This is a genomic window from Luteimonas abyssi, from assembly GCF_001482195.1.
GTDB lineage: Bacteria > Pseudomonadota > Gammaproteobacteria > Xanthomonadales > Xanthomonadaceae > Luteimonas > Luteimonas abyssi.
Genome location: NZ_KQ759763.1, coordinates 1,667,592 through 1,691,636 on the forward strand (window position 1 = coordinate 1,667,592; position 24,045 = coordinate 1,691,636).

The 24,045-nt window shown below is 69.4% G+C and carries 22 protein-coding genes; 18 read left to right on the forward strand and 4 right to left on the reverse strand.

Features of this window, described 5'->3' with window-relative positions; genetic code table 11:
• Nucleotides 1-215 precede the first annotated feature (215 nt).
• The 18 genes from rpoN (at nucleotide 216) to RG19_RS07015 (ending at nucleotide 16,930) form a co-directional block, all read left to right on the forward strand.
• A complete protein-coding gene (gene rpoN, locus RG19_RS06930) occupies nucleotides 216-1,640 on the forward strand; it encodes an RNA polymerase factor sigma-54 (protein WP_058834640.1) in 1,425 nt (474 codons plus the stop codon).
• Nucleotides 1,641-1,650: 10 nt separating this feature from the next.
• Nucleotides 1,651-2,046, forward strand: a complete 396-nt coding sequence (locus RG19_RS06935) for a response regulator (RefSeq protein WP_058834641.1) — start codon at nucleotides 1,651-1,653, stop codon at nucleotides 2,044-2,046.
• Complete coding sequence (locus RG19_RS06940) at nucleotides 2,043-3,482, forward strand: sigma-54 dependent transcriptional regulator (RefSeq protein WP_058834642.1); 1,440 nt, start codon at nucleotides 2,043-2,045, stop codon at nucleotides 3,480-3,482. The genes RG19_RS06935 and RG19_RS06940 overlap by 4 nt, the downstream gene beginning before the upstream one ends.
• A 61-nt stretch (nucleotides 3,483-3,543) precedes the next feature.
• Entirely contained in the window at nucleotides 3,544-3,915 is a 372-nt protein-coding gene (gene fliE, locus RG19_RS06945; RefSeq protein ID WP_058834643.1) for a flagellar hook-basal body complex protein FliE, read from the forward strand.
• Nucleotides 3,916-3,942: 27 nt separating this feature from the next.
• The gene (fliF, locus tag RG19_RS06950) at nucleotides 3,943-5,634 is read left to right on the forward strand and encodes a flagellar basal-body MS-ring/collar protein FliF (RefSeq protein WP_058834644.1); all 1,692 of its coding nucleotides are present in this window, start codon (nucleotides 3,943-3,945) and stop codon (nucleotides 5,632-5,634) included.
• Nucleotides 5,618-6,634 (forward strand): flagellar motor switch protein FliG, encoded by a 1,017-nt coding sequence (gene fliG / locus RG19_RS06955; protein WP_058834645.1) that lies wholly within the window; start codon nucleotides 5,618-5,620, stop codon nucleotides 6,632-6,634. Before fliF ends, fliG begins: the two co-directional genes overlap by 17 nt.
• Entirely contained in the window at nucleotides 6,631-7,263 is a 633-nt protein-coding gene (locus tag RG19_RS06960) for a FliH/SctL family protein (RefSeq protein WP_058834646.1), read from the forward strand. The genes fliG and RG19_RS06960 overlap by 4 nt, the downstream gene beginning before the upstream one ends.
• Nucleotides 7,260-8,651, forward strand: a complete 1,392-nt coding sequence (fliI, locus tag RG19_RS06965; protein WP_058834647.1) for a flagellar protein export ATPase FliI — start codon at nucleotides 7,260-7,262, stop codon at nucleotides 8,649-8,651. Before RG19_RS06960 ends, fliI begins: the two co-directional genes overlap by 4 nt.
• Nucleotides 8,648-9,100: a flagellar export protein FliJ gene (gene fliJ / locus RG19_RS06970; RefSeq protein WP_058834648.1), complete on the forward strand. Its 453-nt coding sequence runs from the start codon at nucleotides 8,648-8,650 to the stop codon at nucleotides 9,098-9,100. The genes fliI and fliJ overlap by 4 nt, the downstream gene beginning before the upstream one ends.
• Entirely contained in the window at nucleotides 9,097-10,185 is a 1,089-nt protein-coding gene (locus tag RG19_RS06975) for a flagellar hook-length control protein FliK (RefSeq protein ID WP_157515190.1), read from the forward strand. Before fliJ ends, RG19_RS06975 begins: the two co-directional genes overlap by 4 nt.
• A gap of 169 nt (nucleotides 10,186-10,354) precedes the next feature.
• A complete protein-coding gene (locus tag RG19_RS06980; protein WP_058834650.1) occupies nucleotides 10,355-10,828 on the forward strand; it encodes a flagellar basal body-associated FliL family protein in 474 nt (157 codons plus the stop codon).
• A gap of 10 nt (nucleotides 10,829-10,838) precedes the next feature.
• The gene (gene fliM / locus RG19_RS06985) at nucleotides 10,839-11,849 is read left to right on the forward strand and encodes a flagellar motor switch protein FliM (RefSeq protein WP_058834651.1); all 1,011 of its coding nucleotides are present in this window, start codon (nucleotides 10,839-10,841) and stop codon (nucleotides 11,847-11,849) included.
• Entirely contained in the window at nucleotides 11,846-12,190 is a 345-nt protein-coding gene (gene fliN / locus RG19_RS06990; RefSeq protein WP_058834652.1) for a flagellar motor switch protein FliN, read from the forward strand. The genes fliM and fliN overlap by 4 nt, the downstream gene beginning before the upstream one ends.
• A gap of 326 nt (nucleotides 12,191-12,516) precedes the next feature.
• Nucleotides 12,517-12,879: a flagellar biosynthetic protein FliO gene (gene fliO, locus RG19_RS06995; RefSeq protein WP_058836464.1), complete on the forward strand. Its 363-nt coding sequence runs from the start codon at nucleotides 12,517-12,519 to the stop codon at nucleotides 12,877-12,879.
• 1 nt (nucleotide 12,880) lies between these two features.
• Nucleotides 12,881-13,642 carry a flagellar type III secretion system pore protein FliP gene (gene fliP, locus RG19_RS07000; RefSeq protein ID WP_058834653.1) on the forward strand — a complete coding sequence of 254 codons (762 nt, stop codon included), beginning with the start codon at nucleotides 12,881-12,883 and terminating at the stop codon, nucleotides 13,640-13,642.
• A 4-nt stretch (nucleotides 13,643-13,646) separates the two neighbouring features.
• Complete coding sequence (locus RG19_RS07005; protein WP_058834654.1) at nucleotides 13,647-13,916, forward strand: flagellar biosynthetic protein FliQ; 270 nt, start codon at nucleotides 13,647-13,649, stop codon at nucleotides 13,914-13,916.
• A gap of 25 nt (nucleotides 13,917-13,941) precedes the next feature.
• Entirely contained in the window at nucleotides 13,942-14,739 is a 798-nt protein-coding gene (fliR, locus tag RG19_RS07010; protein ID WP_058834655.1) for a flagellar biosynthetic protein FliR, read from the forward strand.
• 112 nt (nucleotides 14,740-14,851) lie between these two features.
• Nucleotides 14,852-16,930, forward strand: coding sequence for a putative bifunctional diguanylate cyclase/phosphodiesterase (locus RG19_RS07015; RefSeq protein WP_058834656.1), 2,079 nt, complete (start codon nucleotides 14,852-14,854; stop codon nucleotides 16,928-16,930).
• Nucleotides 16,931-17,055: 125 nt separating this feature from the next.
• Here RG19_RS07015 and RG19_RS07020 read toward each other — a convergent pair whose 3' ends face one another.
• From RG19_RS07020 to RG19_RS07035, 4 genes are all read right to left on the reverse strand, one after another.
• Nucleotides 17,056-18,048: a T6SS immunity protein Tli4 family protein gene (locus RG19_RS07020; protein WP_157515191.1), complete on the reverse strand. Its 993-nt coding sequence runs from the start codon at nucleotides 18,046-18,048 to the stop codon at nucleotides 17,056-17,058.
• A gap of 268 nt (nucleotides 18,049-18,316) precedes the next feature.
• The gene (locus RG19_RS07025) at nucleotides 18,317-19,324 is read right to left on the reverse strand and encodes a T6SS immunity protein Tli4 family protein (protein WP_157515192.1); all 1,008 of its coding nucleotides are present in this window, start codon (nucleotides 19,322-19,324) and stop codon (nucleotides 18,317-18,319) included.
• Complete coding sequence (locus RG19_RS07030) at nucleotides 19,321-21,003, reverse strand: esterase/lipase family protein (protein WP_058834659.1); 1,683 nt, start codon at nucleotides 21,001-21,003, stop codon at nucleotides 19,321-19,323. The genes RG19_RS07025 and RG19_RS07030 overlap by 4 nt, the downstream gene beginning before the upstream one ends.
• Before the next feature lie 3 nt (nucleotides 21,004-21,006).
• The gene (locus tag RG19_RS07035; RefSeq protein ID WP_082672537.1) at nucleotides 21,007-24,042 is read right to left on the reverse strand and encodes a type VI secretion system Vgr family protein; all 3,036 of its coding nucleotides are present in this window, start codon (nucleotides 24,040-24,042) and stop codon (nucleotides 21,007-21,009) included.
• Between the last annotated feature and the right edge of the window lie 3 nt (nucleotides 24,043-24,045).

Below are 24,045 nucleotides of genomic sequence, written 5' to 3' on the forward strand. Positions count from 1 at the left end.
CTTCGCTGCGGGGCCCCCGGCACCGCGGCGTCCCGGCACACGGACCCGCTCTCGAAGTCGAAAAACCGTCACCTTCCGACGCCAACGCGTAGGGAATATCCCGACAGTCGTCGGGACCACCCTGTCGCCGGCCGGGATCTTCCCGATACCGTTGCCGTCGCGACGCCTTCACGATATCTCCACGGGTGCCGGGGGGCGCGCCGAGGGATCCCACCATGAAGGCAAGCACGACCACGTCCATGCAGCTCGGCCAGCAGCTGCACATGACGCCGCAGTTGCTCCAGTCGATCCGGTTGCTCCAGCTCGATGGCCTGCAACTCGATCTCGAACTCCGTCGTGTGCTCGCGCACAACCCGTTGCTCGAACTCGACGAAGAGCCGTTGCCGGCACCGGTCGGCGACACGGCAGATGCGGCCGACGTGCAGGTCGCCGCGTTCGACGAACTGCCCGAATCCTCGATGTGGGATGTGCGTGGTGGCGGCTGGGGCGACGGCGACGACGACGGTCTGCAGCGGATCGCGGCACCCGAATCCAGCGATGCCCACTGTCGCATCCTGCAACGTCTGGCGCTCGACTGCACGAGCGACGAACTCGAAATCGCCGCGTTCTGGCTCGACCACTGCGACGACGCGGGATATCTGGATGCGCCGCTGGACGCGTTGCTCCTCCGGGCCTGCGCGCGTTTCGATCGTTCGGGCACCGTGATCGAAGGCGTACGCCAGCGCTTGCTGTCGGGCGATCCGGCCGGCATGGCCGCACGCGATCTGCGCGAGAACCTGCTGGCGCAGCTGGCGGCCCTGCCCGGCCGGGTGCCGGGTCGCGCGCTCGCTGCGCGCCTCGTGCGCGATGCGCTGGACTGCCTCGCGGCGCACGACATCGTCGCGATCGCCGGGACACTGGGCTGCGACGAGGACGACGCACACGAAGCGGTCCGGCTGGTGCTTTCGCTCGACCCGCGTCCGGGCGAGGCCGAAGTGCGCGACGCGGCCGCTCCGGTCGTCCCCGACGTGGTGGTCTGGCACGGCGACGGTTGCTGGCGGGTGGCGCTCAACGCCCGCGCCGCGCCGCGCGTCAGCGTCCACGCCGGCTACGAACGCGCGCTTTCCGAGAGCGATGGCGCAGCGGCCGCGCCGATGCGCGAACTGTTGCAGGAAGCGCGCTGGTTCGCCCGCGGGCTCGCCATGCGCTACGACACCCTGCTGCGCACGGCCCGGGTCATCGTGGAGCGTCAGGCTGCGTTCCTCGAACGTGGCGAGGAGGCGATGGCCCCGTTGACGCTCAAGGACGTGGCCGATGCGATCGGCATGCACGAATCCACCATCTCGCGCATCACCACCGGCAAGTATCTGCAGACACCGCGCGGCACCTTCGAGATGAAGCGCTTCTTCGCGGTGCGGCTGGAAGGCGCCAGCGTCTCCGGTGCCGCGGTCAAGGCGATGGTGCGGCGGCTGATCGAGGCCGAGCCGCCGCAGCGCCCCCTGGCCGACGAGGCCATCGCCGCCCTGCTCGCCCGCCAGGGGGTCAACATCGCCCGGCGCACCGTGGCCAAGTACCGCGAACAACTCGAGATCGCTCCGGCCCGCGCGCGCCGCCGGGGCGCCCGTTCCCCCGCTTCCCCCCTGCTGGCCCGCGCGGGCTGAGGACTCCCCCATGGACACGATCAAGGTCCTGCTCGTCGACGACCACGAAGGCTTCATCAACGCCGCCCTGCGGCATTTCCGCCGGGTGACCTGGCTGGACGTGGTGGGCACGGCGGGCAACGGGCTCGAGGCGATCGAACGCGCCGAAAGCCTGCGTCCGGATGTCGTGCTCATGGATCTGGCGATGCCTGAAATGGGCGGCCTGCAGGCCACCCGTCTGATCAAGGCCCAGGACGAGCCGCCTTACATCGTGATCGCCAGCCACTTCGACGATGCCGAGCACCGCGAGCACGCCACCCGCGCCGGTGCCGACAACTTCGTCAGCAAACTGTCCTACATCCAGGACGTCATGCAGATCCTGGAATCCCTGAACGCCGCCGCCGACGGCAAGGAAGACGTGTCATGAGCGAGCCCCGCATCCTGGTCATCGACAGCGACGCCGATCGCGCCGAGCGTCTGTGCACCCTGCTTGAGTTCATGGACCTCAAGCCGCGCTGGGTCTCCGAGCCGGCCGACATCCCCACCGCCCGCCACCGCCAGAGCGACTGGATGGCGGTGCTGGTCGGCAGCCTGGACGCGGGCGACGACGGCATCTTCTTCGCGTGGCTGGCGCAGGCGTCGGTACCGCCGCCGGTGCTGCTGCTCGATGCCGATCCGGCCGCATTCGCACGCCGGCACGGTCTGCACGAGGCCGGGGTCTGGCCGCTGGAGTCTCCACTGCGCCATGCCCAGCTCGAGCATCTGTTGCGCCTGGCCAGTCTCAAGCGATTGGACGCCGACGCCCAGGCCACTGCCGACCAGGGCGGCGGCCCGACCGGCCAGAGCGACGCCGTGCAGCGTCTGCGCCGGATGATCGACCAGGTCGCGCCGTTCGACACCACGGTCCTGATCCTCGGCGAATCCGGAACCGGCAAGGAGGTCGCCGCGCGGGCGATCCACCAGCGCTCCGGCCGTCGCGACGGACCGTTCGTGGCGATCAACTGCGGCGCGATCCCACCCGAACTGCTGGAAAGCGAACTGTTCGGTCACGAGAAAGGCGCGTTCACCGGCGCGCTGTCGGCACGCAAGGGCCGCTTCGAGATGGCCGACGGCGGCACCCTGCTGCTCGACGAGATCGGCGACATGAGCCTGCCGATGCAGGTCAAGCTGCTGCGCGTGCTGCAGGAACGCTGCTTCGAGCGCGTGGGCGGCAACCAGTCCATCCGCTGCGACGTGCGCGTCATCGCGGCCACCCACCGGAACCTCGAGGCGCGCATCGGCGACGGCCAGTTCCGCGAGGATCTCTTCTACCGCCTCAACGTGTTCCCGATCGAGATGCCGGCGCTGCGGGAGCGTCGGACGGACCTGCCCGAGCTGGTGACGACCATCGCCGGCCAGCTCGCACGCAACGGCCGCGGCGAGATCCGCTTCGCCGCCGAAACGCTGGACGTCCTGTCCGGCTACGCCTGGCCGGGCAACGTGCGCGAGCTGTGCAATCTGGTCGAACGGCTGGCCGTGCTCAATCCGGGCGGCCTGGTGCGCACGCAGGATCTGCCGCAGCGCTATCGCGATCACGTCGTGGCCGTGGCCGCCGCACACGCCGCGGCACCGCCCGCCGCCCGGGCGCCGCAGACGAGCACGATCCTCGAAGCCGCCCGCGAGGGCCACCTGCCCGAGGACGGGCTGGATCTGCGCGATCACATGGCCCAGATCGAACTGCGGCTGATCCGCGAGGCGCTGGAGCGCACCGACGGCGTGATCGCCCATGCGGCCCACCTGCTGGGCCTGCGCCGGACCACATTGGCCGAGAAGCTGCGCAAGTACGGCATCGATCGCGAGCTGGTCGGCGCGACGGAGTCCTGACGCCGCCGCGAACGGCACGCGGCTTGCATCGTCTGCAGCGACTACCGCCAACCGTGCCGCGATGAGCCACTCGGTCGATTCGATCCTCAACCAGATCCGCAGCTACCAGGGCCAGATGGGTCCGACGCGGCCGCTGGCTGGCGCCGACGCACCGCGCAGCGACGCGATTCCGTCGCCGGGCGGGATCCCGGGTGCGACCGGCGCTGCCACGCCGAGCTTCGGCGCCACCCTGCGCAATGCGCTGGAAGGCGTGAACGGCGCGCAGGCGCGCACCGGCGAGCTGGTGCGCGCCTTCGAACTCGGGGAGCCGGGTGCGGATCTGGCGAAGGTGATGGTCGCGGCACAGCATTCGCAGGTCGCCTTTCGCGCCACCGTGGAAGTCCGCAACCGTCTGGTGCAGGCCTACCAGGACGTCATGAACATGCCGCTGTAAGGCGGCCACAGGGGAATCCGCAAGACCATGGCGATCTCGTTGTCCAAGGACGCGCTCAAGCCCGAAAACGCCGGGCACAAGGCGGTCGAGGTGCTCGACCGGCTGGAGAAGATGCAGCTCGCGCGCAGGCTCGGCAAGATGCTGCTGCTCGCCGCGGCGGTGGCGATCGGGCTGATCGTGTTCTTCTGGTCGCAGAAGCCCGGCTACGTGCCGCTGTACGCCGGGCTCGACGCCAAGGCCACCGCGGAGGCGACCGACCTGCTGCGCGCCGCGCAGATCCCGTTCCGGATGGATCCGTCCACCGGCGCGATCGCGGTGCCTGAGAAGAACGTCCACGACGCGCGCCTGAAACTCGCCGGTTCCGGCCTGACCGAATCCGGACGCCTCGGGTTCGAGATGATCGAGCGCGACCCGGGCTTCGGCGTCAGCCAGTTCGTCGAGACCGCCCGTTACCAGCACGCACTGGAAACCGAGCTGGTCCGCACCATCGCCGCCCTGCGTCCCGTCCGCGACGCGCGCGTGCATCTGGCCATCCCCCGCCCCAGCGCATTCACCCGCCAGCGCGAGCCGGCAAGTGCATCCGTGGTGCTGGAGCTGCGCGGCGGCGCCACGCTCGAGCGCGGCCAGGTCGATGCCATCGTGCATCTGGTCGCCTCCAGCATTCCCGACCTGTCGCCCGAACGCGTGACCGTCGTCGACCAGAGCGGACGCCTGCTCAGCAACAACGGCCAGGACCCCGCCGCCACGCTCAGCGCGATCCAGTTCGAGCAGGTGCGCCGGCAGGAGACCTCGTTCAACCAGCGCATCCGCGAACTGCTCGAGCCCATGACCGGCGCGGGCCGGGTCAATGCCGAAGTCACCGTGGACATGGACTTCTCGGTCAGCGAGGAGGCGCGCGAGCTGTACAACGCCGAGCCGCCGAAGCTGCGCAGCGAGCAGGTCAACGAGAGCACTGCCCGCGAGGGCACCCAGGGCATTCCCGGCGTCACCAGCAACCTGCCCGAGACCGCCGATGCGCCTGCTGCCGTCGACGCCGAGGTCGCCGCCGCCAGCGCGAATGCGGGCGAGTCCTCGCGCAGCGCCACCCGCAACTACGAGCTCGACCGCACCCTCAGCCACACCCGCCAGCCGCCGGGGCGCATCCGTCGCGTCACCGCTGCGGTGCTGGTCGACCACGTGCCGCGCGCCGGCGGCGACGGCGCCCCGGTCCTGCAGGCGCTGTCGGACGCGGAGCTGCAGCGGATCGAAGCGCTGGTCCGCCAGGCGGTGGGGTTCGACGAGAACCGGGGCGATGTGGTGTCGGTGATGAACGCACCGTTCGTGCGCGAGCAGGTCGAGAACATCGGCGGCCAGCCCTGGTGGCAGGCGCCGCAGGTGCGCGACATCGCCCGGCTCCTGCTCGGCGCGGTCGTGGTGCTGGCGTTGCTGTTCGGCGTGGTCCGGCCGGCGATCCGGCAGATCTCCGATCCCGATCCCAGACGGGCCAAGATCGCGCCGCCGGTGAACGCCGAGATCACCCTGCTCGACGACGAGGTGCCCGGCCTGGCCGACGACACCGCGAAGATCGGCGGCACCGCGGGGGCGCCGTCCGCACCCAGGGCACTGGGATCGGACGCCTACGAAGACCGCCTGCGTCAGGCGCGCGAAGCCGTGCGCGACGATTCCAAGCGCGTGGCCCAGGTCGTGAAGGGATGGTTGGGCGATGAAGCAGCCGTCTAACATCGAAGATCTCAGCGGCGTGCAGCGGGCCGCGGTGCTGCTGCTGTCGCTGGGCGAGGCCGATGCCGCCGAGGTGCTCAAGCACATGGGCGCCAAGGAAGTGCAGAAACTCGGTCTCGCCATGGCCACGATGGGCGCGGTCAACCGCGAACAGGTGCTGGCGGTGATGGACCAGTTCGACGGCGCGCTGCAGTTGCAGACCTCGCTGGGCGTGGGTGCCGACGACTACATCCGCGCGGTTCTGGTCCAGGCGCTGGGCGCCGACAAGGCCGGCAGCCTGATCGACCGCATCCTGCTCGGCCGCAACACCACCGGTCTCGACACGCTCAAGTGGATGGACCCGCGCGCCATCGCCGATCTGGTCCGTCACGAGCATCCGCAGATCATCGCCATCGTGCTCTCGCACCTGGATCCCGACCAGGCCGCCGAGACGTTGAAGCTGATGCCCGAGCGCACCCGCGCCGACGTGCTGCTGCGCATCGCGACCCTGGACGGCATCCCGCCCAACGCGCTCAACGAACTCAACGAGATCATGGAGCGGCAGTTCGCCGGCAACCAGAACCTGAAGTCCTCGGCCATCGGCGGGGTCAAGGTCGCCGCCAACATCCTCAACTTCATGGACTCCGGCCAGGACCAGAGCCTGCTCGGCGCGATCCGCAAGGTCGACGATCCGCTGGGACAGCGCATCCAGGACCTGATGTTCGTGTTCGACGACCTGGTCGAGCTCGACGACCGCGAGCTGCAGACGGTGCTGCGCGAAGTGTCCGGCGAGCGCCTCGGCGTGGCCCTCCGCGGCGCCGAACCGAAGGTGCGCGACAAGATCACCCGCAACATGTCGCAACGCGCCGCCGAGATCCTGCTCGAGGACATGGAGAGCCGCGGTCCGGTGCGGCTGTCCGATGTCGAAGCGGCGCAGAAGGAAATCCTCGCCATCGTCCGCCGTCTGGCCGAGGAAGGCGCGGTCGTGCTCGGCGGCAACAACGCCGAGGAACTGGTATGAGCGCGGCCGTCCGCTGGTTCGCGCCCCCGCTCGACCGGATCGACGCCACGACCGCGGGCGCGGCGCCGACGGATGGTGTCGAGGTCGTCGCCGTGCCGGCGCCACCGTCGCTCGAGGAAATCCAGCGCATCCGCGACGAGGCCCAGCGCGAAGGTTACGAAGCCGGACTTGCCGAAGGACATGCCGAGGGCCTGGCACAGGGACAGACGGAGATCCGCCGCCTGACCGCGCAGATCGAGGGCATCCTGGACAACTTCTCGCGTCCGCTGGCGCGTCTGGAGAACGAGGTGGTCGCCGCGCTCGGCGACCTGGCAGTGCGTGTGGCCGGCAGTCTGGTCGGCCGCGCCTACGAGACCGATCCCGCCCTGCTCGCCGACCTGGTCGCGGATGCGACGGACGCGGTCGGCGGCCTGAACCGCGATGTCGAGGTGCGCCTGCATCCCGACGACATCGCCGCGGTCGAGCCGCTGCTGGCGTTGCGCGACGGCAGCCGCCTCGTCGCCGATCACGCGCTGGCCCGCGGCGACCTGCGCGTCCATGCCGAAGGCGTGCGCCTGGACGGCAGCCTGGATGCGCGCCTGCGCGGCGCGCTCGAGGCCGTCCTCCATCGTGCGAGGGCCGCCACGTGAGCGCACAGACCGCCAGCGCCGATCCGGCCGCCTGGCTGGCCGCGCGCAACCTGCGCCTGGCCGCACGCCTGGATGCCGCCGGTCTCGATCCCGCGGCCGGGCGCGGCCTGATCCGCGAGGGCATCCTGCGCCGCGCCGTGGGCCTGACCCTGGAAGCCGTCGGTTGCGAGGCGCCGCTGGGCGCCACCTGCAAGGTCGAGGTCGCGGACGGCGGCTGGGTCGACGCCGAGGTGGTCGGCTTCGCCGGCGACCGGATCTATCTGATGCCGAGCGCCGAGCTGCACGGCCTGCTGCCCAACGCCCGCGTGGTGCCGCTGCGCCGGCGCGGCCGGGTCGAGGTCGGCGAGGGCCTGCTGGGACGCGTGATCGACAGCGACGGCGTGCCGCTCGACGGCAAGGGGCCGGTGCGCGCGGAAGACAGCGTCGGCATGGCCGGCGCGTCGATCAATCCGCTCGCACGCGAGCCGATCACCAAGCCGCTCGACGTCGGCGTGCGTGCGATCAACGCCATGCTGCCGATCGGGCGCGGCCAGCGGGTGGGCCTGTTCGCGGGCTCCGGTGTCGGCAAGTCCACGCTGCTCGGCATGATGACCCGCTACACCGCCGCCGACGTGATCGTCGTCGGCCTGATCGGCGAACGCGGCCGCGAAGTCCGCGACTTCGTCGAGAGCACCCTCGGCGAGGAAGGACTGCGCCGCGCGGTGGTGGTGGCCGCCCCGGCCGACCGGCCGCCGCTGGCGCGCCTGCAGGGTGCCTACCGCGCGACCGCGATCGCCGAATGGTTCCGCGACCAGGGCCTGAACGTGCTGCTGCTGATGGACTCGCTGACCCGCTTCGCCCAGGCGCAGCGCGAGATCGGCCTGTCGGTCGGCGAGCCGCCGACCACCCGCGGCTATCCGCCCTCGGTGTTCGCCAAGCTGCCGGCGCTGGTCGAGCGTGCCGGCAACGGCGCCAACGGACGCGGTTCGATCACGGCGTTCTACACCGTGCTCACCGAGGGCGACGACCCGCAGGATCCGATCGCCGATGCGGCGCGCGCGATCCTCGACGGCCACATCCTGCTGTCGCGTCGGATCGCCGACGCCGGCCTGTACCCCGCCATCGACATCGAATCGTCGGTCAGCCGCGTGGTGACCGAGATCGCGGACGAGACCTGGCGCGAGCGCATCCGCGGCCTCAAGCGGCTGGTGTCGGCCTACAACGCCAATCGCGACCTGATCGCCATCGGCGCCTACCAGCGCGGCAACGATCCGGTCGTGGACGAGGCGCTCGCCCGCTGGCCGGAGATCGTCGAGTTCCTGGGCCAGGACGTCGCCCGCGCCGCCGACCTGCAAGACAGCCGCGACGGACTCGCCCGCGTGCTGCATTCCGAGGAAGCCACTGCATGAAACAGTCCCGTCGCATCGATCCGCTGCTGAGCCGCGCCCAGGACCACGAGGACAGCGTGGCCCGTGTGCTCGCCGAGCGGCAGCGCGTGCTGGCCGATCACGAGACCCGGCTGGACGAACTGCGCCGCTACGCCGACGAGTACGCCGGCAGTCAGCTCGCGGCGACCAGCCCGGCCCAGCTGAGCAACCGCCGCGCCTTCCTGGACCGTCTGCAGAGCGCCGTGGATCAGCAAAGCCGGACCGTGGACCAGAGCCGGCAGATCGTCGAGGTCGAGCGTGGCCGCCTGCTGCTGGCAAGCCGCGACAAGCAGGTGCTCGAACAACTGGCCGCGAGCTATCGCGCCCAGGAGCGCCAGGTCGACGAACGCCGCTCCCAGCGCGAGATGGACGATCTCGGCGCGCGCCGCGCGCGTGCCGCGCTGCTGGCGACGGAGGGGCACGGTCCGTGACGCCCCTGGGACTGGGCGCGAGCGCGCCCGCATCCGCGCCGCCGACACCCCAGACCGGGACAAGCCGCGAACGTGGCGCCCCCGGCCAGGAGGCCTTCGCCCGGACCCTGACCGCGAGCGGCCCCCCGCGCTCGTCCACCGGCGCCACCGCACGCGTGCCCGCATCCGATGCGGAAGACGGCGTCCGTCCGGAATGGCCGAAGTCAGAGCAGGATGCCGAGGACGGCATGGACCCGGCCGGCATCGCGCCCGCCACGATGTCTGCCGAGACGACGCACGCGGCCTGGCCCCCGGCCGGACTCGCGGTCCTCTTCGGGCTGCCCGATGCGGACACGGGGGCTGACGACGGCACCGCGCCGAGCGACGTACCCGATGCGCTTCTCGACCCGGCGGCGCCAGCACCGCAGTCCCCGGCCGCGATATCGGCTCTGCCCGCTGCCGCGTCCGCGCCGACATCCGCACCGGCGCTCGTCGCCCCGCTTCCGCCCGCGGCCGTAGCCGCCGAGCCGCTGTCCACACGGCTGTCGGACGCGGCAGCGGCCTTGCCGGCCGACCTGCCGTTGCAGGACGCCGAAGCACCGCCACCGGCATTCTCGCTGCCATCGATACCCGCCACCGCACCGGCGCGCGCGCCGGCGCCCCTGCTGCAGACCCCGTTGCCGCCGCCCGACGTCAATGGCGACGACTTCGGCGAGCGCTTCGGCGCGCAGCTGGAATGGATGGCCGCGCAGAAGATCGGCCACGCCCGGATCCAGGTGTCCCCGCACGACCTCGGCCCGGTCGAAGTACGGCTGCGCCTGGAGGGCGACCGCATCAGTGCGGACTTCGTCAGTGCGCATGTGGAAACGCGACAGGCACTGGAGCAGGGTCTGCCCCGATTGCGCGACCTGTTGGGCGAGCACGGCTTCCAGCTGGCCCACGCCGGTGTCGGCGACGGGGCGCAACACGGGACCGCACACGGCGGTTCCGGCGGCTCCGACGCATCCGCGCATGCGATCTCCGCCGACACGGACGACGCCACGCCGGACAGGACGCCGGCCGACGGCATGCCGACCGCACGCGGCCTGCTCGACGCCTACGCCTGATGCCGACGGCCTGACCCGGGCGAGAAGGCTCTGCGCTCGGCCGTCCATCGCCCCTGCCGCCTGTCCGACACCGGCATCCACCGGGGCCTCGAACGCGACGGAAATCCGGCACCGCTCCCGCGGCACGGGGATTGCAACGTGAGGGGGGTATCTCCCTCGGAACCCTCACGTGGCCGTCGCTGCAGACAACAAGAAATCCTCCGGACTTCGCACCACGCGCATCATCGTCGCGGCCGTGGCCCTGCTCGGCATCGTGGGTGCCGGCGCCTGGTACATGGTGTCGCGCACGGAGGCCTCGGACCCGGCCGCCGCATTGCCGGCGCCGGCGCAGTATTTCCCGCTCGCACCGCCGTTCGTGGTCAACCTGGACGGCACCACGATGGGGCCCCGCTATCTGCAGGTCGAAGTGCAAGTGGTCACCCGCGACCCACAGGCGGTCGATCACCTGCGTACGCATGCCCCGGCCCTGCGCGCGCGTCTGTTGATGCTGTTCGCGCAGCAGACCTACGAAGGGCTGGCCACGCGCGAAGGCAAGGAAGCGCTGCGCGACGAGGCACTGGGCGAGGTGCAGGCGGTGATGATGGCAGAGACCGGCCTGCCGGTCGCCGAGTCGTTGCTGTTCACCAGTTTCGTGACCCAGTGACGCCCACGCCATGAGCAACGACCTGCTGTCACAGGACGAAATCGACGCCCTGCTCCATGGCGTCGATTCCGGCGCGGTGGATACCGAGCCGACCCCCGACCCCGGCGTCGCCCGCAGTTACGACTTCGCCAGCCAGGACCGGATCATCCGCGGGCGCATGCCGACGCTGGAGATGGTCAACGAGCGCTTCGTGCGGCTGTGGCGCATCGGCCTGTTCAACCTGATCCGACGCTCGGCCGATCTCTCCGTGCGCGGCATCGAGCTGATCAAGTTCGGCGACTACATGCGCCAGCTCTATGTGCCCACCAACCTCAACCTGATCAAGTTCAAGCCGCTGCGCGGGACCGGCCTGATCGTGTTCGAGCCGAAGCTGGTGTTCACGGTGGTCGACAACTTCTTCGGTGGCGACGGGCGCTACCCCACCCGCATCGAGGGACGCGAGTTCACCGCGACCGAGATGCGCGTGATCCAGTTGATGCTCAAGCAGACCTTCGCCGATCTGTCCGAGGCCTGGGCGCCGGTGCTCGACGTCGATTGCGAGTACATCAATTCCGAGATCAACCCGCACTTCGCCAACATCGTCACCCCGCGCGAATACGTGGTGGTGAGCCGCTTCCATGTCGAACTCGAAGGCGGCGGCGGCGAGATCCACATAACCCTGCCGTACTCGATGCTGGAGCCGATCCGCGAACTGCTCGACGCCGGCATCCAGAGCGACCGCAACGACCGCGACGAAAGCTGGAACCTGTCGATGCGCGAACAGTTGCTGTCCGCCGAAGTCACGCTCTCGAGCATTCTCGCCAGGCGCGAGATCGATCTGCGCCGGCTCACCCGGTTGAAGGTCGGCGACGTGCTGCCGATCGACCTGCCGGACGAGGTGCCGGTCTGCGTCGAGGGCATCCCGGTCTTCAGTGCGAAGTTCGGCACAGCCAACGGCAGCAACGTGGTCAAGATCACCGACAACCGTCCGCCCGGCACGCCTGTGCCGCGTCGTCCAGACACTCAGGATTCCAACGCATGAACCCCCAGGACCAGGATCTCCAGGACCCCGCGCCCGCCCGTTTCGAAGACCTGCAGGCCGATCCCGTCGCCGACATCGGCGATCTCAACCTCGACATGATCCTCGATGTGCCGGTGGCGCTGTCGCTGGAAGTCGGGCGTACCCGCATGCCGATCCGCAACCTGCTGCAGCTCAATCGCGGCTCGGTGATCGAACTCGAACGCGGCGCGGGCGAACCGCTCGACGTCTACGTCAACGGCACCCTGATCGCCCACGGCGAAGTGGTGGTGATCAACGACCGCTTCGGTGTGCGTTTGACCGACGTGGTCAGCCCCAGCGAGCGGATCCGGAGACTGCGTTGATCCTCGTGAGCACCTTTCAGGTCGCCGGCGTCGTGCCGGTGACCACGCACGGTGACGGGACCGCCTCGCCGTCGATCGCGACAGTGGCCGGAGCGGACGATCGCGCATCGTCCGCGAGCGCGACCGCGCCGGCCGCAGCCGCCGAAGAAACGCCGGCCGATGTCGAGGCCGCGGAAGGTGTTGCGCTGAGCCACGATGACGAACGCGGCACCCACGAGACCGCGTCCGCCACCGGAACGGGAACGGGAACCACCACCGGAGTCGCGACACAATTCGACGACATCGCATCGCGTGGTACGGCGACCGGCGTCGCCCAACCCGCGCCGATGGCCATCGGTGCGCACGCGCCGCAGACCCCCGGCCTGGGCGGCGCGTTCTTCGCGCTGGTGCTGGTGCTGGGCTTGATCCTCGGTCTGGCCTGGGTGCTCAAGCGCCTGCCCGGCAGCGGGCTGCGTGCCGCCGATGGTCTTCGCGTGGTCGCCAGCATTCCACTCGGCGCCAAGGAGCGCGCGGCTGTGGTCCAGGTCGGCGATGAGCAACTGCTGCTCGGCATCGGCCCGGGCGGCGTGCGCACCCTGCACCTGTTGCCGACCCCGCTGCCGGAACCCGCGGCCGCCGCGATGCCGTCCCTGCGCGGGCTTCCCGACTTCAAGCAACTGCTCGCGCAACGTCTGCGCAAGGATCCCTGAGATGCCCCGCCTGACTTTCTGGCTGACCGTGCTCGTCGGCCTCGCCGGCTTCTGTGCGCCGTCGCTGGCGCTCGCGGCGCCGGCGCTGCCGTCGCTGCCGGACGTGACCGTCGGCCAGATCGGCGACGCGCCGGTCAGCCTGCCGCTGCAGACCCTGCTGCTGATGACGGCGATCACCCTGATCCCGTCGATGCTGCTGGTGCTCACCGGTTTCACCCGCATCATCGTGGTGCTCGCCCTGCTGCGGCAGGCGCTGGGGACCGGGCAGACGCCGTCGAACCAGGTGCTGGTCGGCCTGGCGCTGTTCCTGACCGCACTGGTCATGACCCCCGTCTGGGAGGCGGCCTGGCGCACCGGCTTCGGTCCCTACCTCAACGGCGACATGGACTTCCGCGCTGCCTGGAGCCTCGGCACCGAGCCGCTGCGGGCGTTCATGCTGGCCCAGGTCCGCGAGACCGACCTGATGACCTTCGCCGGGCTCGCCGGCCACGGCGGCTACGCCGGGCCGGAGGACGTGCCGTTCCAGGTGCTGGTCGCGTCGTTCGTGACCAGCGAGCTCAAGACCGCTTTCGAGATCGGTTTCCTGATCTTCATCCCCTTCATCATCATCGACCTGGTGGTCGCCAGCGTGCTGATGTCGCTGGGCATGATGATGCTCTCGCCGATGCTGGTCTCCGCGCCGTTCAAGATCCTGCTGTTCGTGCTGGTCGACGGCTGGGTGCTGACCGTCGGCACCCTGGCTGCCAGCTTCAACGCGGTCTGAGCCGATGAGCCCCGAACTCGCCCTGACGGAACTGCGACGTGGCCTGGAAGTCGCCCTGTGGGTGGGCGGCCCGCTGCTGGTGACTGTGCTCGTGGTCGGCGTCGTGGTCGGCGTGCTGCAGGCCGCCACCCAGATCAACGAGCCGACGATCGCCTTCGTGGCCAAGGCCGCGGCATTGACCGCGGCCCTGTTCGCCCTGGGCGCGATCCTGCTGACCTACCTGGTGGACTACACGGTCACCTTGTTCCATCGCATTCCCCACCTGATCGGGTGAACGCGATGTACCGCAGGCAGGGCTGATGGACGCGGCCACCCAGATGGCCATCGACGGGCAGCAGGCGTTCGCCATGATCGGCACCCTGCTGTGGACCGCTTTGCGGGTCGGCGCCCTGTTGATGGCGATGCCCCTGATCGGCACCCGGGCGATCCCCGCGCGGATCCGGGTGATGGTGGCGCTGGTGATCAGCCTGGCGCTGGCGCCGCTGCTGCCGGCGCCACCGGAGTGGCGCGGCTTCGATGCCGCGACCATCCTCTCCATCGGTCGCGAGTTGGCGGTGGGCGCCGCCATGGGCTTCATGCTGCGGCTCGTGTTCGAGGCCGGCGCGATGGCGGGCGAACTGATCTCCCAGGGTACCGGTCTGTCGTTCGCCCAGATGAGCGACCCGCTGCGCGGTGTGAACTCGGGCGTGATCGCACAGTGGTTCTACCTGGCCTTCGGCCTGCTGTTCTTCGCCGCCAATGGTCACCTCGCGATGGTCTCGCTGCTGGTGCACAGTTACGACATGGTGCCCATCGGCACCGCCCTGCCGGACGTGCAGGCCACACTGTCGATCGCCCCGCAGTTCCTTGCGGTGGTGCTGCGCGGCGCGGTCACGCTGGCGTTGCCGGTGATGGTCGCGATGCTGGCGGTCAACCTGGCGTTCGGCGCGCTGTCGCGCGCGGCGCCCGCCCTGAATCCGATCCAGCTCGGCCTGCCGATCTCGGTGTTGCTCGGCCTGCTGCTGATCGCGGTGCTGGCCGGAGAACTGGGCGGGCCGGTGCAACGCCTGTACGACGCCGCGTTCGAGGCAGCGGGACAGGTGCCGCTCGGGCATTGAGCGCGGCCATCGGCCCAATCCGGGCTAAACGGTCGCAGCCACGGGCGCGCCCACCTATTCAAGTCCCTGTCGCCCGGGCCGATACTTTGCCATCTCCCGCGCGACCGCCGCCATGCTCGTCAGCAGCTATAACCAGGTGCTCGTGCTGTTTTCGCTGGCGGTCGCCATCCTGGCGTCGTACACCGCACTGGACATGGCGGGACGTGTGGCGACGAGCACGGGTCGCGCCAGCCGCTGGTGGCTGGCCGGTGGCGCCTGTGCGATGGGGTTCGGCATCTGGTCGATGCACTTCATCGGCATGCTCGCCTTCCGCCTGCCGATTCCACTGGGATACGACCTGGCGATCACGTTGTACTCGGTGGCGATTTCCGTCGTTGCGTCGGCGTTCGCGCTCTGGCTGACCTCGCGACCGGACCTGCCCCGTCGCCGCCTGGTGGCCGGCGCCTGCCTGCTGGGCGCCGGCATCGCGGCGATGCATTACACCGGCATGGCCGCGATGCGGATGCAGCCCGGCATCGAATGGCATCTGGGGTGGGTGGCTGCATCGGTGGCCGTCGCGGTGCTGGCGTCCGGGGCCGCGCTCTGGATCGCCTTCCGGTTGCGGGCGGAGATCCGCGGGCGTCACCTGTCGCGCGCCGGCGCCGCCGTGGTCATGGGCGTCGCCATCGTGGGGATGCACTACACGGGGATGGCGGCCGCCAGCTTCCCGGTCGGCAGCTTCTGCGGCGCCGCGCTCGACGGCCTTCATAACGATTGGCTGGCGATCCTGACCATCGTGGTCACCGTCGCGATCCTGGGCATCGCGTTGATCGTGTCGGTTCTCGACCGCCGTCTGCAGCAACGTACCGCTGTCCTGTCGGCATCGCTCGCACGTGCCCACGACGATCTGGTGCATGCGGCGTTGCACGACCCGCTGACCCGTCTGCCCAACCGGATCCTGCTGCGCGACCGGACCACTCGCGCCATCGAACTCGCAGCGGCGACGCGGCGTCGTGTGGCGCTCATGTTCGTCGACCTGGACGGCTTCAAGGCGGTCAACGACGGCTATGGCCATCGCGTAGGCGACCTGTTGCTGTGCGCAGTGGCCGATCGCCTGCGCGGCCTGCCGCGCAAGAGCGCCACCCTGGCACGCCTGGGCGGCGACGAATTCGTCCTCGTCGCCGATGTCGGCGACGCGGACGAAGCCGCACGCCTGGCCACTGCGCTGGTCGCCGCGATCGAACGCCCGTTCGAGGTCGAAGGACGTCCGCTGATCGTGTCCGGCAGCGTGGGGATCGCCCTGTATCCCGACGATGCCGCCGACGAGGAACTGCTGATGGCCCACGCCGATGCCGCCATGTACGCGGTGAAGGACCAGGGCCGCAACGGGTACCGTTTCTTCGAGCCCGCCATGCAGGCCAGCGCCAACGAACACATCCAGTTGCTGGACGGGTTGCGGCGCGCGCTCGACGGCGACGAACTGTGCCTGCACTATCAGCCCAAGTACGGCGACAGCGGCGCGGTGGTCACCGGTGCCGAGGCGCTTCTGCGATGGCAGCATCCCGAACTCGGCGAACTCCCCCCTGACCGCTTCATCCCGATCGCCGAGCGCAGCGGGCTGATCCTGCCGCTCGGCGACTGGGTCGTCGACGAGACCTGCCGTCAGATCCGGGCCTGGCGCGATGCCGGGCTGGGCGACTGGAACGTGGCGATCAATCTGTCGGCGGTGCAGTTCCTGGCGCCCGACCTCTCGGCGAAGATCGCGGACGCGCTCGAGCGCCATGGCGTCGCCGCGAATCGGCTGACGCTCGAAATCACCGAGAGCACGGCCATGCAGGACACCGAGGCCACCATGGCGACGCTGCAGACGCTCGCGGCGATGGGCGTCCACATCGCCATCGACGACTTCGGCACCGGCTACTCCAGCCTGCTGCAGCTCAAGCGCATGCCCGCGACCGAGCTGAAGATCGACCGCGGCTTCATCCGCGACCTGGAAGCCAACGGCGAAGACGCCGCCATCGTGGCCTCGATCATCGCCCTGGGCCGCGCCCTGAACCTCACCGTCGTCGCCGAAGGCGTGGAAACCCATGGCCAGCGCGAGCACCTGCGCAACCTGGGCTGCCTCGACCTGCAGGGCTTCCTGCTCGGCCGGCCGGTGCCGGCGGATGCGTTCGCGCAGTTGTTGGGAGGTCTGACGCCTCGTATGGCGTGAGACCGTGCCGAGTAGGCGCGGTGCGGTGAACGATCAGACGGGGGGATTACCCCGTCGGCGCGCTCCCCTGATAACGGCCCGCGACCGATACCAAGTGTCTCAATAAGCACGAAGCACGCTGGCGATCAGGGTTGGCCGGACGTCTTTGCCGAGCCAAGGATTTGGTCCCAGAGCGCGATGAGCGTCTCTTCGTTCGGTGGCGCCTCACCGGGCTTGAACTTGTCGCCCACATCCATGCCGATGGTGACGTTCTCGGTGCCATTCAGACGGCCTGTCCATCGGAAAACATGACGCCGGGCACCGTTGTTGAGGCGCTCGCGCCAGACGGCTTCCTCTCCCGTGACCCCTGCGACCCTGCGACCCTGCTGGCGTGTCACGTCGAACTCCCGCGGATACTCCGGATCGGACGCCGCATCGGGTTCGAGGCGGCGCGTCTGCGCGATCGCCTCACGTCTGGCTGCCAATTCGTCGTTTGCCGACACCGCTTCCCCACGTTGCCCGTGTCGGACCGACCCAGCCCAAACACGCACGTGTTGGGCGCCGGTCGCCTGCGTCGACGCACCCGCGGAAATCTTGCCGACATCGCCGCGCACCACTGCGCCGTCGATACAGAAGCCCAGGCCATCGCGCTCGCCATTCGTGCGCGGGGCCAGTTTCTCGAACACGGCGCCTTGGCGTGCAGCATCGTCGGCAAACTGCGGCCGCATTGCCTGCACCGAATCGAACACATAACCGCGATCGCCCAGCCACAGGAAACGCTGGATCTGCCACGCGCGACTGGATGCCGGGTGCTCGCGGTAGCGGAGAATGGCCGCGTGATCGCCTTGCCACGCCAGCGCACCGAGTCGGCCTTGTTCGGTATCGTGAGGAAGCGCCCGCAGCTCCGCGGCGCGCGCCTCGACCCGCACCCGGAACGCGTCGACGTCGCGCACGCCGGGCAGCAGTTCCACCCGGGCATGGTCGAAGCTCTGGGACAGCGTAATCCGCTGCCCGGGCAGCGAGACTTGCAGGCTGCCGACGCATACAGATTCCCAAGCCTGCGGGTGCACGCCGACCGTGACGCCGGGTGGCGTAGGCCACGCGCCGGCGAGGCTCACAAGAAGGAGAACGACCTGCATTGTCGAGGCATGCGTTGCATCTGTTGCACGAAGCCCTTCTCCGTCATGCACGCATCCACATCGGCGCAATCGCACTCACGACTGCATGCATTGATGGCCTCCCGAGCAACATGTGTCGCTTCGGGGTCGTCAGGCCAGACCCAGGCTGGCCGTTCGAATCCACCGCTGCTTCCGTACAGGCAACAGCCCGACAGCAACACTGTCGCCAGCAGGCCGATGACGCGCACCACCGGCCCGGACCGCGTGCGATCAAACCAGCCCACTCCGGTCAGCGTCCCACTGCGCCGGACCTGAGCCGCAATGTACTCAGCACGCCTTCCCAGAACGCGATGGCCTCGTCGTCGGAAGCGAATGGCGCGTCGATGACCTCGCCTCGACCATCCGTATGTTCCGTCGTGCTCAAGCGCAACGAAAGAAACGGCCGTTCGATCGAGTTCGCCTGCCCCTGCGACTCCCAAAGGAACTCGTACGCGGTTTTGCCCTCACTGTCGGCCCGGATCAACAATTCCTGACCAGACGCTCCGTTCACCTCGCGCGTACCGCGACGGAGCGTCTTCATGCGGGCCGCGACCTCCTCGTAACCGGGAGGAATGGAGGACGACCGTTCCAGAAGTTCGACATCCGGCGTCCCCGTGACGTAGGACAGGAAGCGTACCGCGACGCCCGGATACCGAGGCAACACGGCATCGGCGGTCACACGTTCCTTGTTGACCGTGCTCCGGGCGATGAAGCCCGAGTCGATACAGAATCCGGGCTCGCGCGGAATATCATTGTTCGGACGATAACGCAGCGAGCCGGTGAGTAGCGCCTGCTGGTAATCGCTTGCCATCGATCTGGCACGCGGCGTCGCATTGCCTTGACCCGACAGCTTGAACAGCACCTGCTGCTCCGGCGCATAGGCGTACATGTCGTAGCGATACACCCGGCGGCTGTTCGGCCCATTCCAGGAGGCGAGCGAGACGTGGTGAGGATCGAAGTCTTCACGGCCGACGAACTGGCTGCCGGTCTCTGCATGCGGGCTATCGCGGAGCTCGCGCTCCTTCGCCTCCACGCGCTGCCGATATCCCGCCTCGTCCACGGTCCGGATCGTCTCGATCTCGGCATCGGCGAACGCGAACTTGGCCTCGATGCGCGCGTCCGCGGGAAGGTCCAACAGATAGCGGCCGAGGCAATGGGTTTGTTGTGCGCCCACGGTGCGATGCTCCTTAGCGATTCCTTCTTGCACGATCCCTCCTCCAAACAGGAAGGCCATCGATAGCGCGACCTCCCTGATCACGCCCAATCGGCCTCTTGAGCGATTTTCACGACGCTGTACATCGTGGCCCACCTCGCCCGGTCGTCGTTATAACTGGCTTGGTGGTCGTAGCCTTTGCGGGGCGTCCCATTGTGATCTGCCGCGGCGTATTGGCCCTGGCCCTGGTCGCCTTGACGGAAGTTGGCGGCCACCGATCCCATCCCGGGCGCCCCTCCCGAGACCGCAGGAACGGTTTCATCCCCCGGCGCATCCTGAGCCGCGATTTTGAGCTCCAGTTGTGCGCTGCCGTGACTCAAACGCACGGAGTCCTTCCCGTTGTCCGAGACGACGCCAAGCGACGCGACCTCCGCACCCGTCGGAAGATTCGAGCCAGCCCAGTGCAGCCTTCCCCAGGCGTGCATCTTGCTGTCATCGCCGTAATGGACATACGCCGGGTCCGGGTAAGCACCTGAGATCGCGCCATGGAACGCTTTCACTTCGTCGATGCGATCGTCGAACAACGCCAAGGGATCCAGTTCGCCGCCGATGCTCTCCATGGCCCCGGCCGATACCGTAAGAGCTGCCGGATCGAGCATGCCGGCGTTATGCGCGGGAACGAGACCGTACCAGGCACGGTTTTGGTAGATCTCGCCGTAAGGATCACCCAGCGCAGGCAAGGCGGCTGACGGGCGTCCACCTGCAGGGCCGCCGAGCTTCAACCAGTCGCGCTGATCCTGGGAGCCGACGCCGTACTCCGGCATCGGGCAGAGCTCGAGTGCTCCTGGAGAGTTCCCCATGATGGCCGTTACCTCAGCGGCATTACGTCCCAGAACAACTTTGGCGACACCTTCGAAACCCGAGCGCATACGCTTGTAGGTCGCGGGTGCGCCCGTCGCCGGCATGACCCCGTGAACAACGCCAAGGACACGCTCATACGCGTGTATACGGTCCATGGCACGGGCGACGAATCCCCCCATCGAGTGCGTGACGAGGATGACTTTTATTTTTTCTGCATCGGCACCGATTTCGTTCCGATAGTGATCGATGACGACGTCATCAATGTATTTGATGATGTCGTCGGCACTCTCTTCATTGGATCGAAGCCAGTTGTAGCCCCCCGCCCACACCTCGAACCGATATGCCGCGGCGTGCTTCACCTCGTCGCTCGTCAAACCGGCATTGCCGACGGTGTCGCCGTAATCGGTGGGCGATCGGCGGTACAGTTGTCCATCCCCCCATGACTCCAGAAAGGCGGCGCTTTCCATCAAGGCGTTCAACTCTTTCTGCATGGCGCTCATGACGGGGTGATACGCGGAACGCATCAGGCTCCCCCAGCCCCTGGTTTTCGCTTCTTCCTTGCTCAGAGCGCCCTCGGTATCGATCGGGCCGCGATCGTCGACCTCGGTGCTGTCCGGATCCAACATGGTCTGGCGGGTCGCAGGCCCTCGAAAGAAAAATCCGACCAATGTCCCAACGGCACTCAGGATCGAGAGAACGCTGTCCATATTCGGCGGACGCCAGACGGAACCGCCTCCTTCGGACGCTCTGAGATTGGTACCCATGATTCCAGGCAGGAAAATGACGGGAATGATGGCGTCAGGCTCGCAGAGTACGAGGCACTCACCCGTATCCGTCGTGGGGGTCAAACGTGTGTGCGCCTGCGGGCGGCCCTGATCATCGCGCCCCGACTGGGAGACGTGGGAGGATGGTGTTGTCGTCATGCGTCAGGAATCCTTTCCGAGGACTTTCAGCACAACGCTTTCCAGCGACATGCCCTGCTGCGGCGGGAGTCGGCCCTCGCCGTCGGTCACGGCTTGGATGATTGCGCCATCCGCCCGCTGGATCTCCACCCTGGTATTACGCAGGGGCTCTCCGGTCCGTCTGTGCTTCATCACGTATTTCTGATCGAATTTCGTCTCCGGCCAGGCATTCATCTCCCGGCTCAGCTGGGTCGGCCCGATGAGGCTGTGCCTGGACGCATGCGCCTTGATCGTGCCCGGGCAGGCCAGCGTGATGTTGCCGCCCTCGATGGTCAGGCTGGCCCCGCCCGCGGTGGCGAGGTGGATGGTCCTGCCGGCCGCGAGGTCCACCTCCGCGTTCGCGCTGACCACCTTCAGCGCGTCCTTGCTGCGAATTCTTATCTCGTGGTTCTGCGCCTGCAGGTCCAGCTCGCCTTCGCCGGCCACCACGCTCAGGGCGTTGTCTTCGGTCTGACCTTCCACCGCCGCGGCCAGCAGGCCGATCGCCTGGCCGGCATGCACGCGGAGGTCGCCGGCCACGCCCAGGTGGCTGGCCGCGCCGCTGGCCAGGGTCAGGGTCTCGCCCGTGCTCCAGGTCAGCGATTGGCCGGCGATCAGGCCGATGCCGGCCGGCGCCGCCAGGCCCAGCAGCGCGTCGCCGGTGTGCGGCACCCGACCCTCGCCGGCCGCCGGGCTGCGCTCGGCCGCGGCGCCTTGCGCCTCGTCCCAGGTCGCGCCCGGCACCGTCGTCTTCGCGCTGGTGCGCAGGGCCGCCAGCGGCGCTTCTTCGCCGATGAGGTTGGATTGGCGGGGCTCGGTGGCCCCTTCGTGGCCGGCCAGCTTCACCGTCTGGTGGGTGCCGGCCGCCTGCGAGAAGGTCTCGCCGAGCTTGGCCAGCTGGTCGAGCAAGGCCGTCGGGGCGACGGCGTCGCCGGCCGGCGTGCTGCCGTCGCGGCCGTAGGCGGACAGCCACAGGCCGCGCTCGGCGCGCACCGCGCCCCAGGCGTCGGTGCGCAGTTCGAAGCCTTCGCCGCGGAAGCTGCCGCGGTAGTTGTCGGCCTGGTGGATCAGGTGACCCAGGTTGAGCTGGCTCGCGGCCTGGGTGGTCGCCAGCTGCAGGCGCAACTGGCCGTCCGAGTCGTCGAACACCAGCCGGGTGTGGCCGCTGCCGCCCCACTCCTTGGATTGCACGCCCCACAGGGCGGCGGCGTTGCGGTGGGCGTCGTCGCCGGCACCGGCGCCGTGCCACGGCGGGGCATGGCCACCGGCCAGGTTGGCCTGCGCGCTCGGGCGGTGGTCGCCGGCCTGGCCGTAGGCGCTGGTGTCGGCCTCCGCGCTCTGCCCGCCCGGCGTGGCCGGCACGCCGGCTTCGCCGCGGCCGTTGTACAGCGCACCGACCACCACCGGCCGGTCGATGTCGCCGTCCAGGAACGCCACCAGCACTTCCTGACCGATCCGCGGCAGGAACTGGCTGCCCACGCCGGGGCCGGCGTAGCGCTGGGCCACGCGCAACCAGCACGACGCCTTCGCGGTGTCGCCACCGGCGCCGTCCATGAAATGGAACTTCACCCGGATCCGGCCCAGGCGGTCGCAATGGACCTCCCCACGGCCGTTGGGCGAGGTGCCGCCGTCGCCATCGACCACGAGCGCGCTCTGGTAGCCGGGGGCGGTCGGGCGCGGGTTGAAGCGCACGCCGGTGTCGTCGGCCAGCACCGGCCGCCACGGGCGGGCGCGGCTCACGGCTTCGAAGCGGGCGGCGTAGCCCACGGATTCGGCGCGCTGTTGCAGGGCTTCGGACAGGGCCGCCTCCGTGGGGCCTGTGCCCGATCCGTCGGTCCAGACGCTGCCGGTGGCGTGATCGAGGCCTGATGCCGGGCCGTCGTCCCTCATCAGGCCGCCGTCGAGCAGGTCGGCGGCTGGGCCGAGGTGCTCGTCGATCTGTGCGCGCAGGTCGGTGGGCAGGTTGTTCACCCCCAACTGGCGGACGCGGGTGATCAGCAGTGCCTCCGGCGCGCCGTCGGCCGGGCCCGGGGCCTGGGTCAGCCGGAACCAGGTCCCGGCGCGCAGGGTGCGCGCGGTCGCTTCGCCCTGCCAGCCGTCGCGGCGGGCTTCCTCGGCCTGCGCCATCAACCCGGCGTAGCGCTCGGCCTCGGCGGCATCGGCGAAGGCGTAGGCACCCACCGGATCGTAGGCGGCCAGGGACACGTCGTGCTCCGCGCCTTCCAGCGGCAGGTCCACGCCCAGGGCCTGGGCGCGCTTGTAGTCGTGGCTGAGCAGGGTCAGGCGGTCGCTGCCCAACTGGCGGCGGCGGCCGATCGACAACACGCTGTCTTCCGATTCGGTGGCGTCGCTGCGGTGGAAGCGGATCCCGCCGTGGGCGCTCGAGGCCGGGTCCTCCGGCGCCTGCGCGCTGTCGGCGAACAGCACCAGCGCATGTCCGCCCGCGGCGTCCTCGTCCTCTTCCAGCCGCCAGCCCAGGCCTTCTTCGGCCAGCAGCCGGGCCACGAAATCGGCGTCGCTCTCGCGGTACTGCACGCAATAGCTGCGCGGCCGGGTCTCGCTGACGAAGCCGGCGACCTCGTCGCCCAGCCGCCACTGCGCCAACGGCGCGTAGCCGGCGAACACCGCCTCGACGATCTCGATCACCGTCTTGTCCTGGAACACCCGGCTGTGCCGGCCCTGGCCCAGCAGCCAGCTCCACGGCACCACGGTCAGGCGGTAGCGCGCCAGGCCGCTGTCGGCCCCGAGCAGCACCGCTTCGCGGACCACGCCGCTGCGGCGGACGTCGCCGCCGTCGGCCCGGCGCGTGCGCAACGTCGCCGGCTGGCCCAGCCAGTCCGCCAGCGGCAGGCCGGCGTCGGTCGAGAGCACGTCGATGCGCCATTCGAAGCCCGACGACAGCCCCTCCTCCCCCGCCCAGCGCTCCACCAGCAACGGCGTGGCCGCGGGCAGCTCCAGGCGGTGCAGCCGGGTCGCATCGTCGATGCGGGCGAGGCTGGCGAGTGTACGGATGACGTCCATGCA

Bases quoted from the DNA above. Each gene is read 5' to 3' on its own strand.
- rpoN (WP_058834640.1), top strand. From the start codon at position 216: ATGAAGGCAAGCACGACCACGTCCATGCAGCTCGGCCAGCAGCTGCAC.
- RG19_RS06935 (WP_058834641.1), top strand. From the start codon at position 1,651: ATGGACACGATCAAGGTCCTGCTCGTCGACGACCACGAAGGCTTCATC.
- RG19_RS06940 (WP_058834642.1), top strand. From the start codon at position 2,043: ATGAGCGAGCCCCGCATCCTGGTCATCGACAGCGACGCCGATCGCGCC.
- fliE (WP_058834643.1), top strand. From the start codon at position 3,544: ATGAGCCACTCGGTCGATTCGATCCTCAACCAGATCCGCAGCTACCAG.
- fliF (WP_058834644.1), top strand. From the start codon at position 3,943: ATGGCGATCTCGTTGTCCAAGGACGCGCTCAAGCCCGAAAACGCCGGG.
- fliG (WP_058834645.1), top strand. From the start codon at position 5,618: ATGAAGCAGCCGTCTAACATCGAAGATCTCAGCGGCGTGCAGCGGGCC.
- RG19_RS06960 (WP_058834646.1), top strand. From the start codon at position 6,631: ATGAGCGCGGCCGTCCGCTGGTTCGCGCCCCCGCTCGACCGGATCGAC.
- fliJ (WP_058834648.1), top strand. From the start codon at position 8,648: ATGAAACAGTCCCGTCGCATCGATCCGCTGCTGAGCCGCGCCCAGGAC.
- fliM (WP_058834651.1), top strand. From the start codon at position 10,839: ATGAGCAACGACCTGCTGTCACAGGACGAAATCGACGCCCTGCTCCAT.
- fliN (WP_058834652.1), top strand. From the start codon at position 11,846: ATGAACCCCCAGGACCAGGATCTCCAGGACCCCGCGCCCGCCCGTTTC.
- fliO (WP_058836464.1), top strand. From the start codon at position 12,517: ATGGCCATCGGTGCGCACGCGCCGCAGACCCCCGGCCTGGGCGGCGCG.
- fliP (WP_058834653.1), top strand. From the start codon at position 12,881: ATGCCCCGCCTGACTTTCTGGCTGACCGTGCTCGTCGGCCTCGCCGGC.
- RG19_RS07005 (WP_058834654.1), top strand. From the start codon at position 13,647: ATGAGCCCCGAACTCGCCCTGACGGAACTGCGACGTGGCCTGGAAGTC.
- fliR (WP_058834655.1), top strand. From the start codon at position 13,942: ATGGACGCGGCCACCCAGATGGCCATCGACGGGCAGCAGGCGTTCGCC.
- RG19_RS07015 (WP_058834656.1), top strand. From the start codon at position 14,852: ATGCTCGTCAGCAGCTATAACCAGGTGCTCGTGCTGTTTTCGCTGGCG.
- RG19_RS07020 (WP_157515191.1), bottom strand. From the start codon at position 18,048: ATGCAGGTCGTTCTCCTTCTTGTGAGCCTCGCCGGCGCGTGGCCTACG.
- RG19_RS07030 (WP_058834659.1), bottom strand. From the start codon at position 21,003: ATGACGACAACACCATCCTCCCACGTCTCCCAGTCGGGGCGCGATGAT.
- RG19_RS07035 (WP_082672537.1), bottom strand. From the start codon at position 24,042: ATGGACGTCATCCGTACACTCGCCAGCCTCGCCCGCATCGACGATGCG.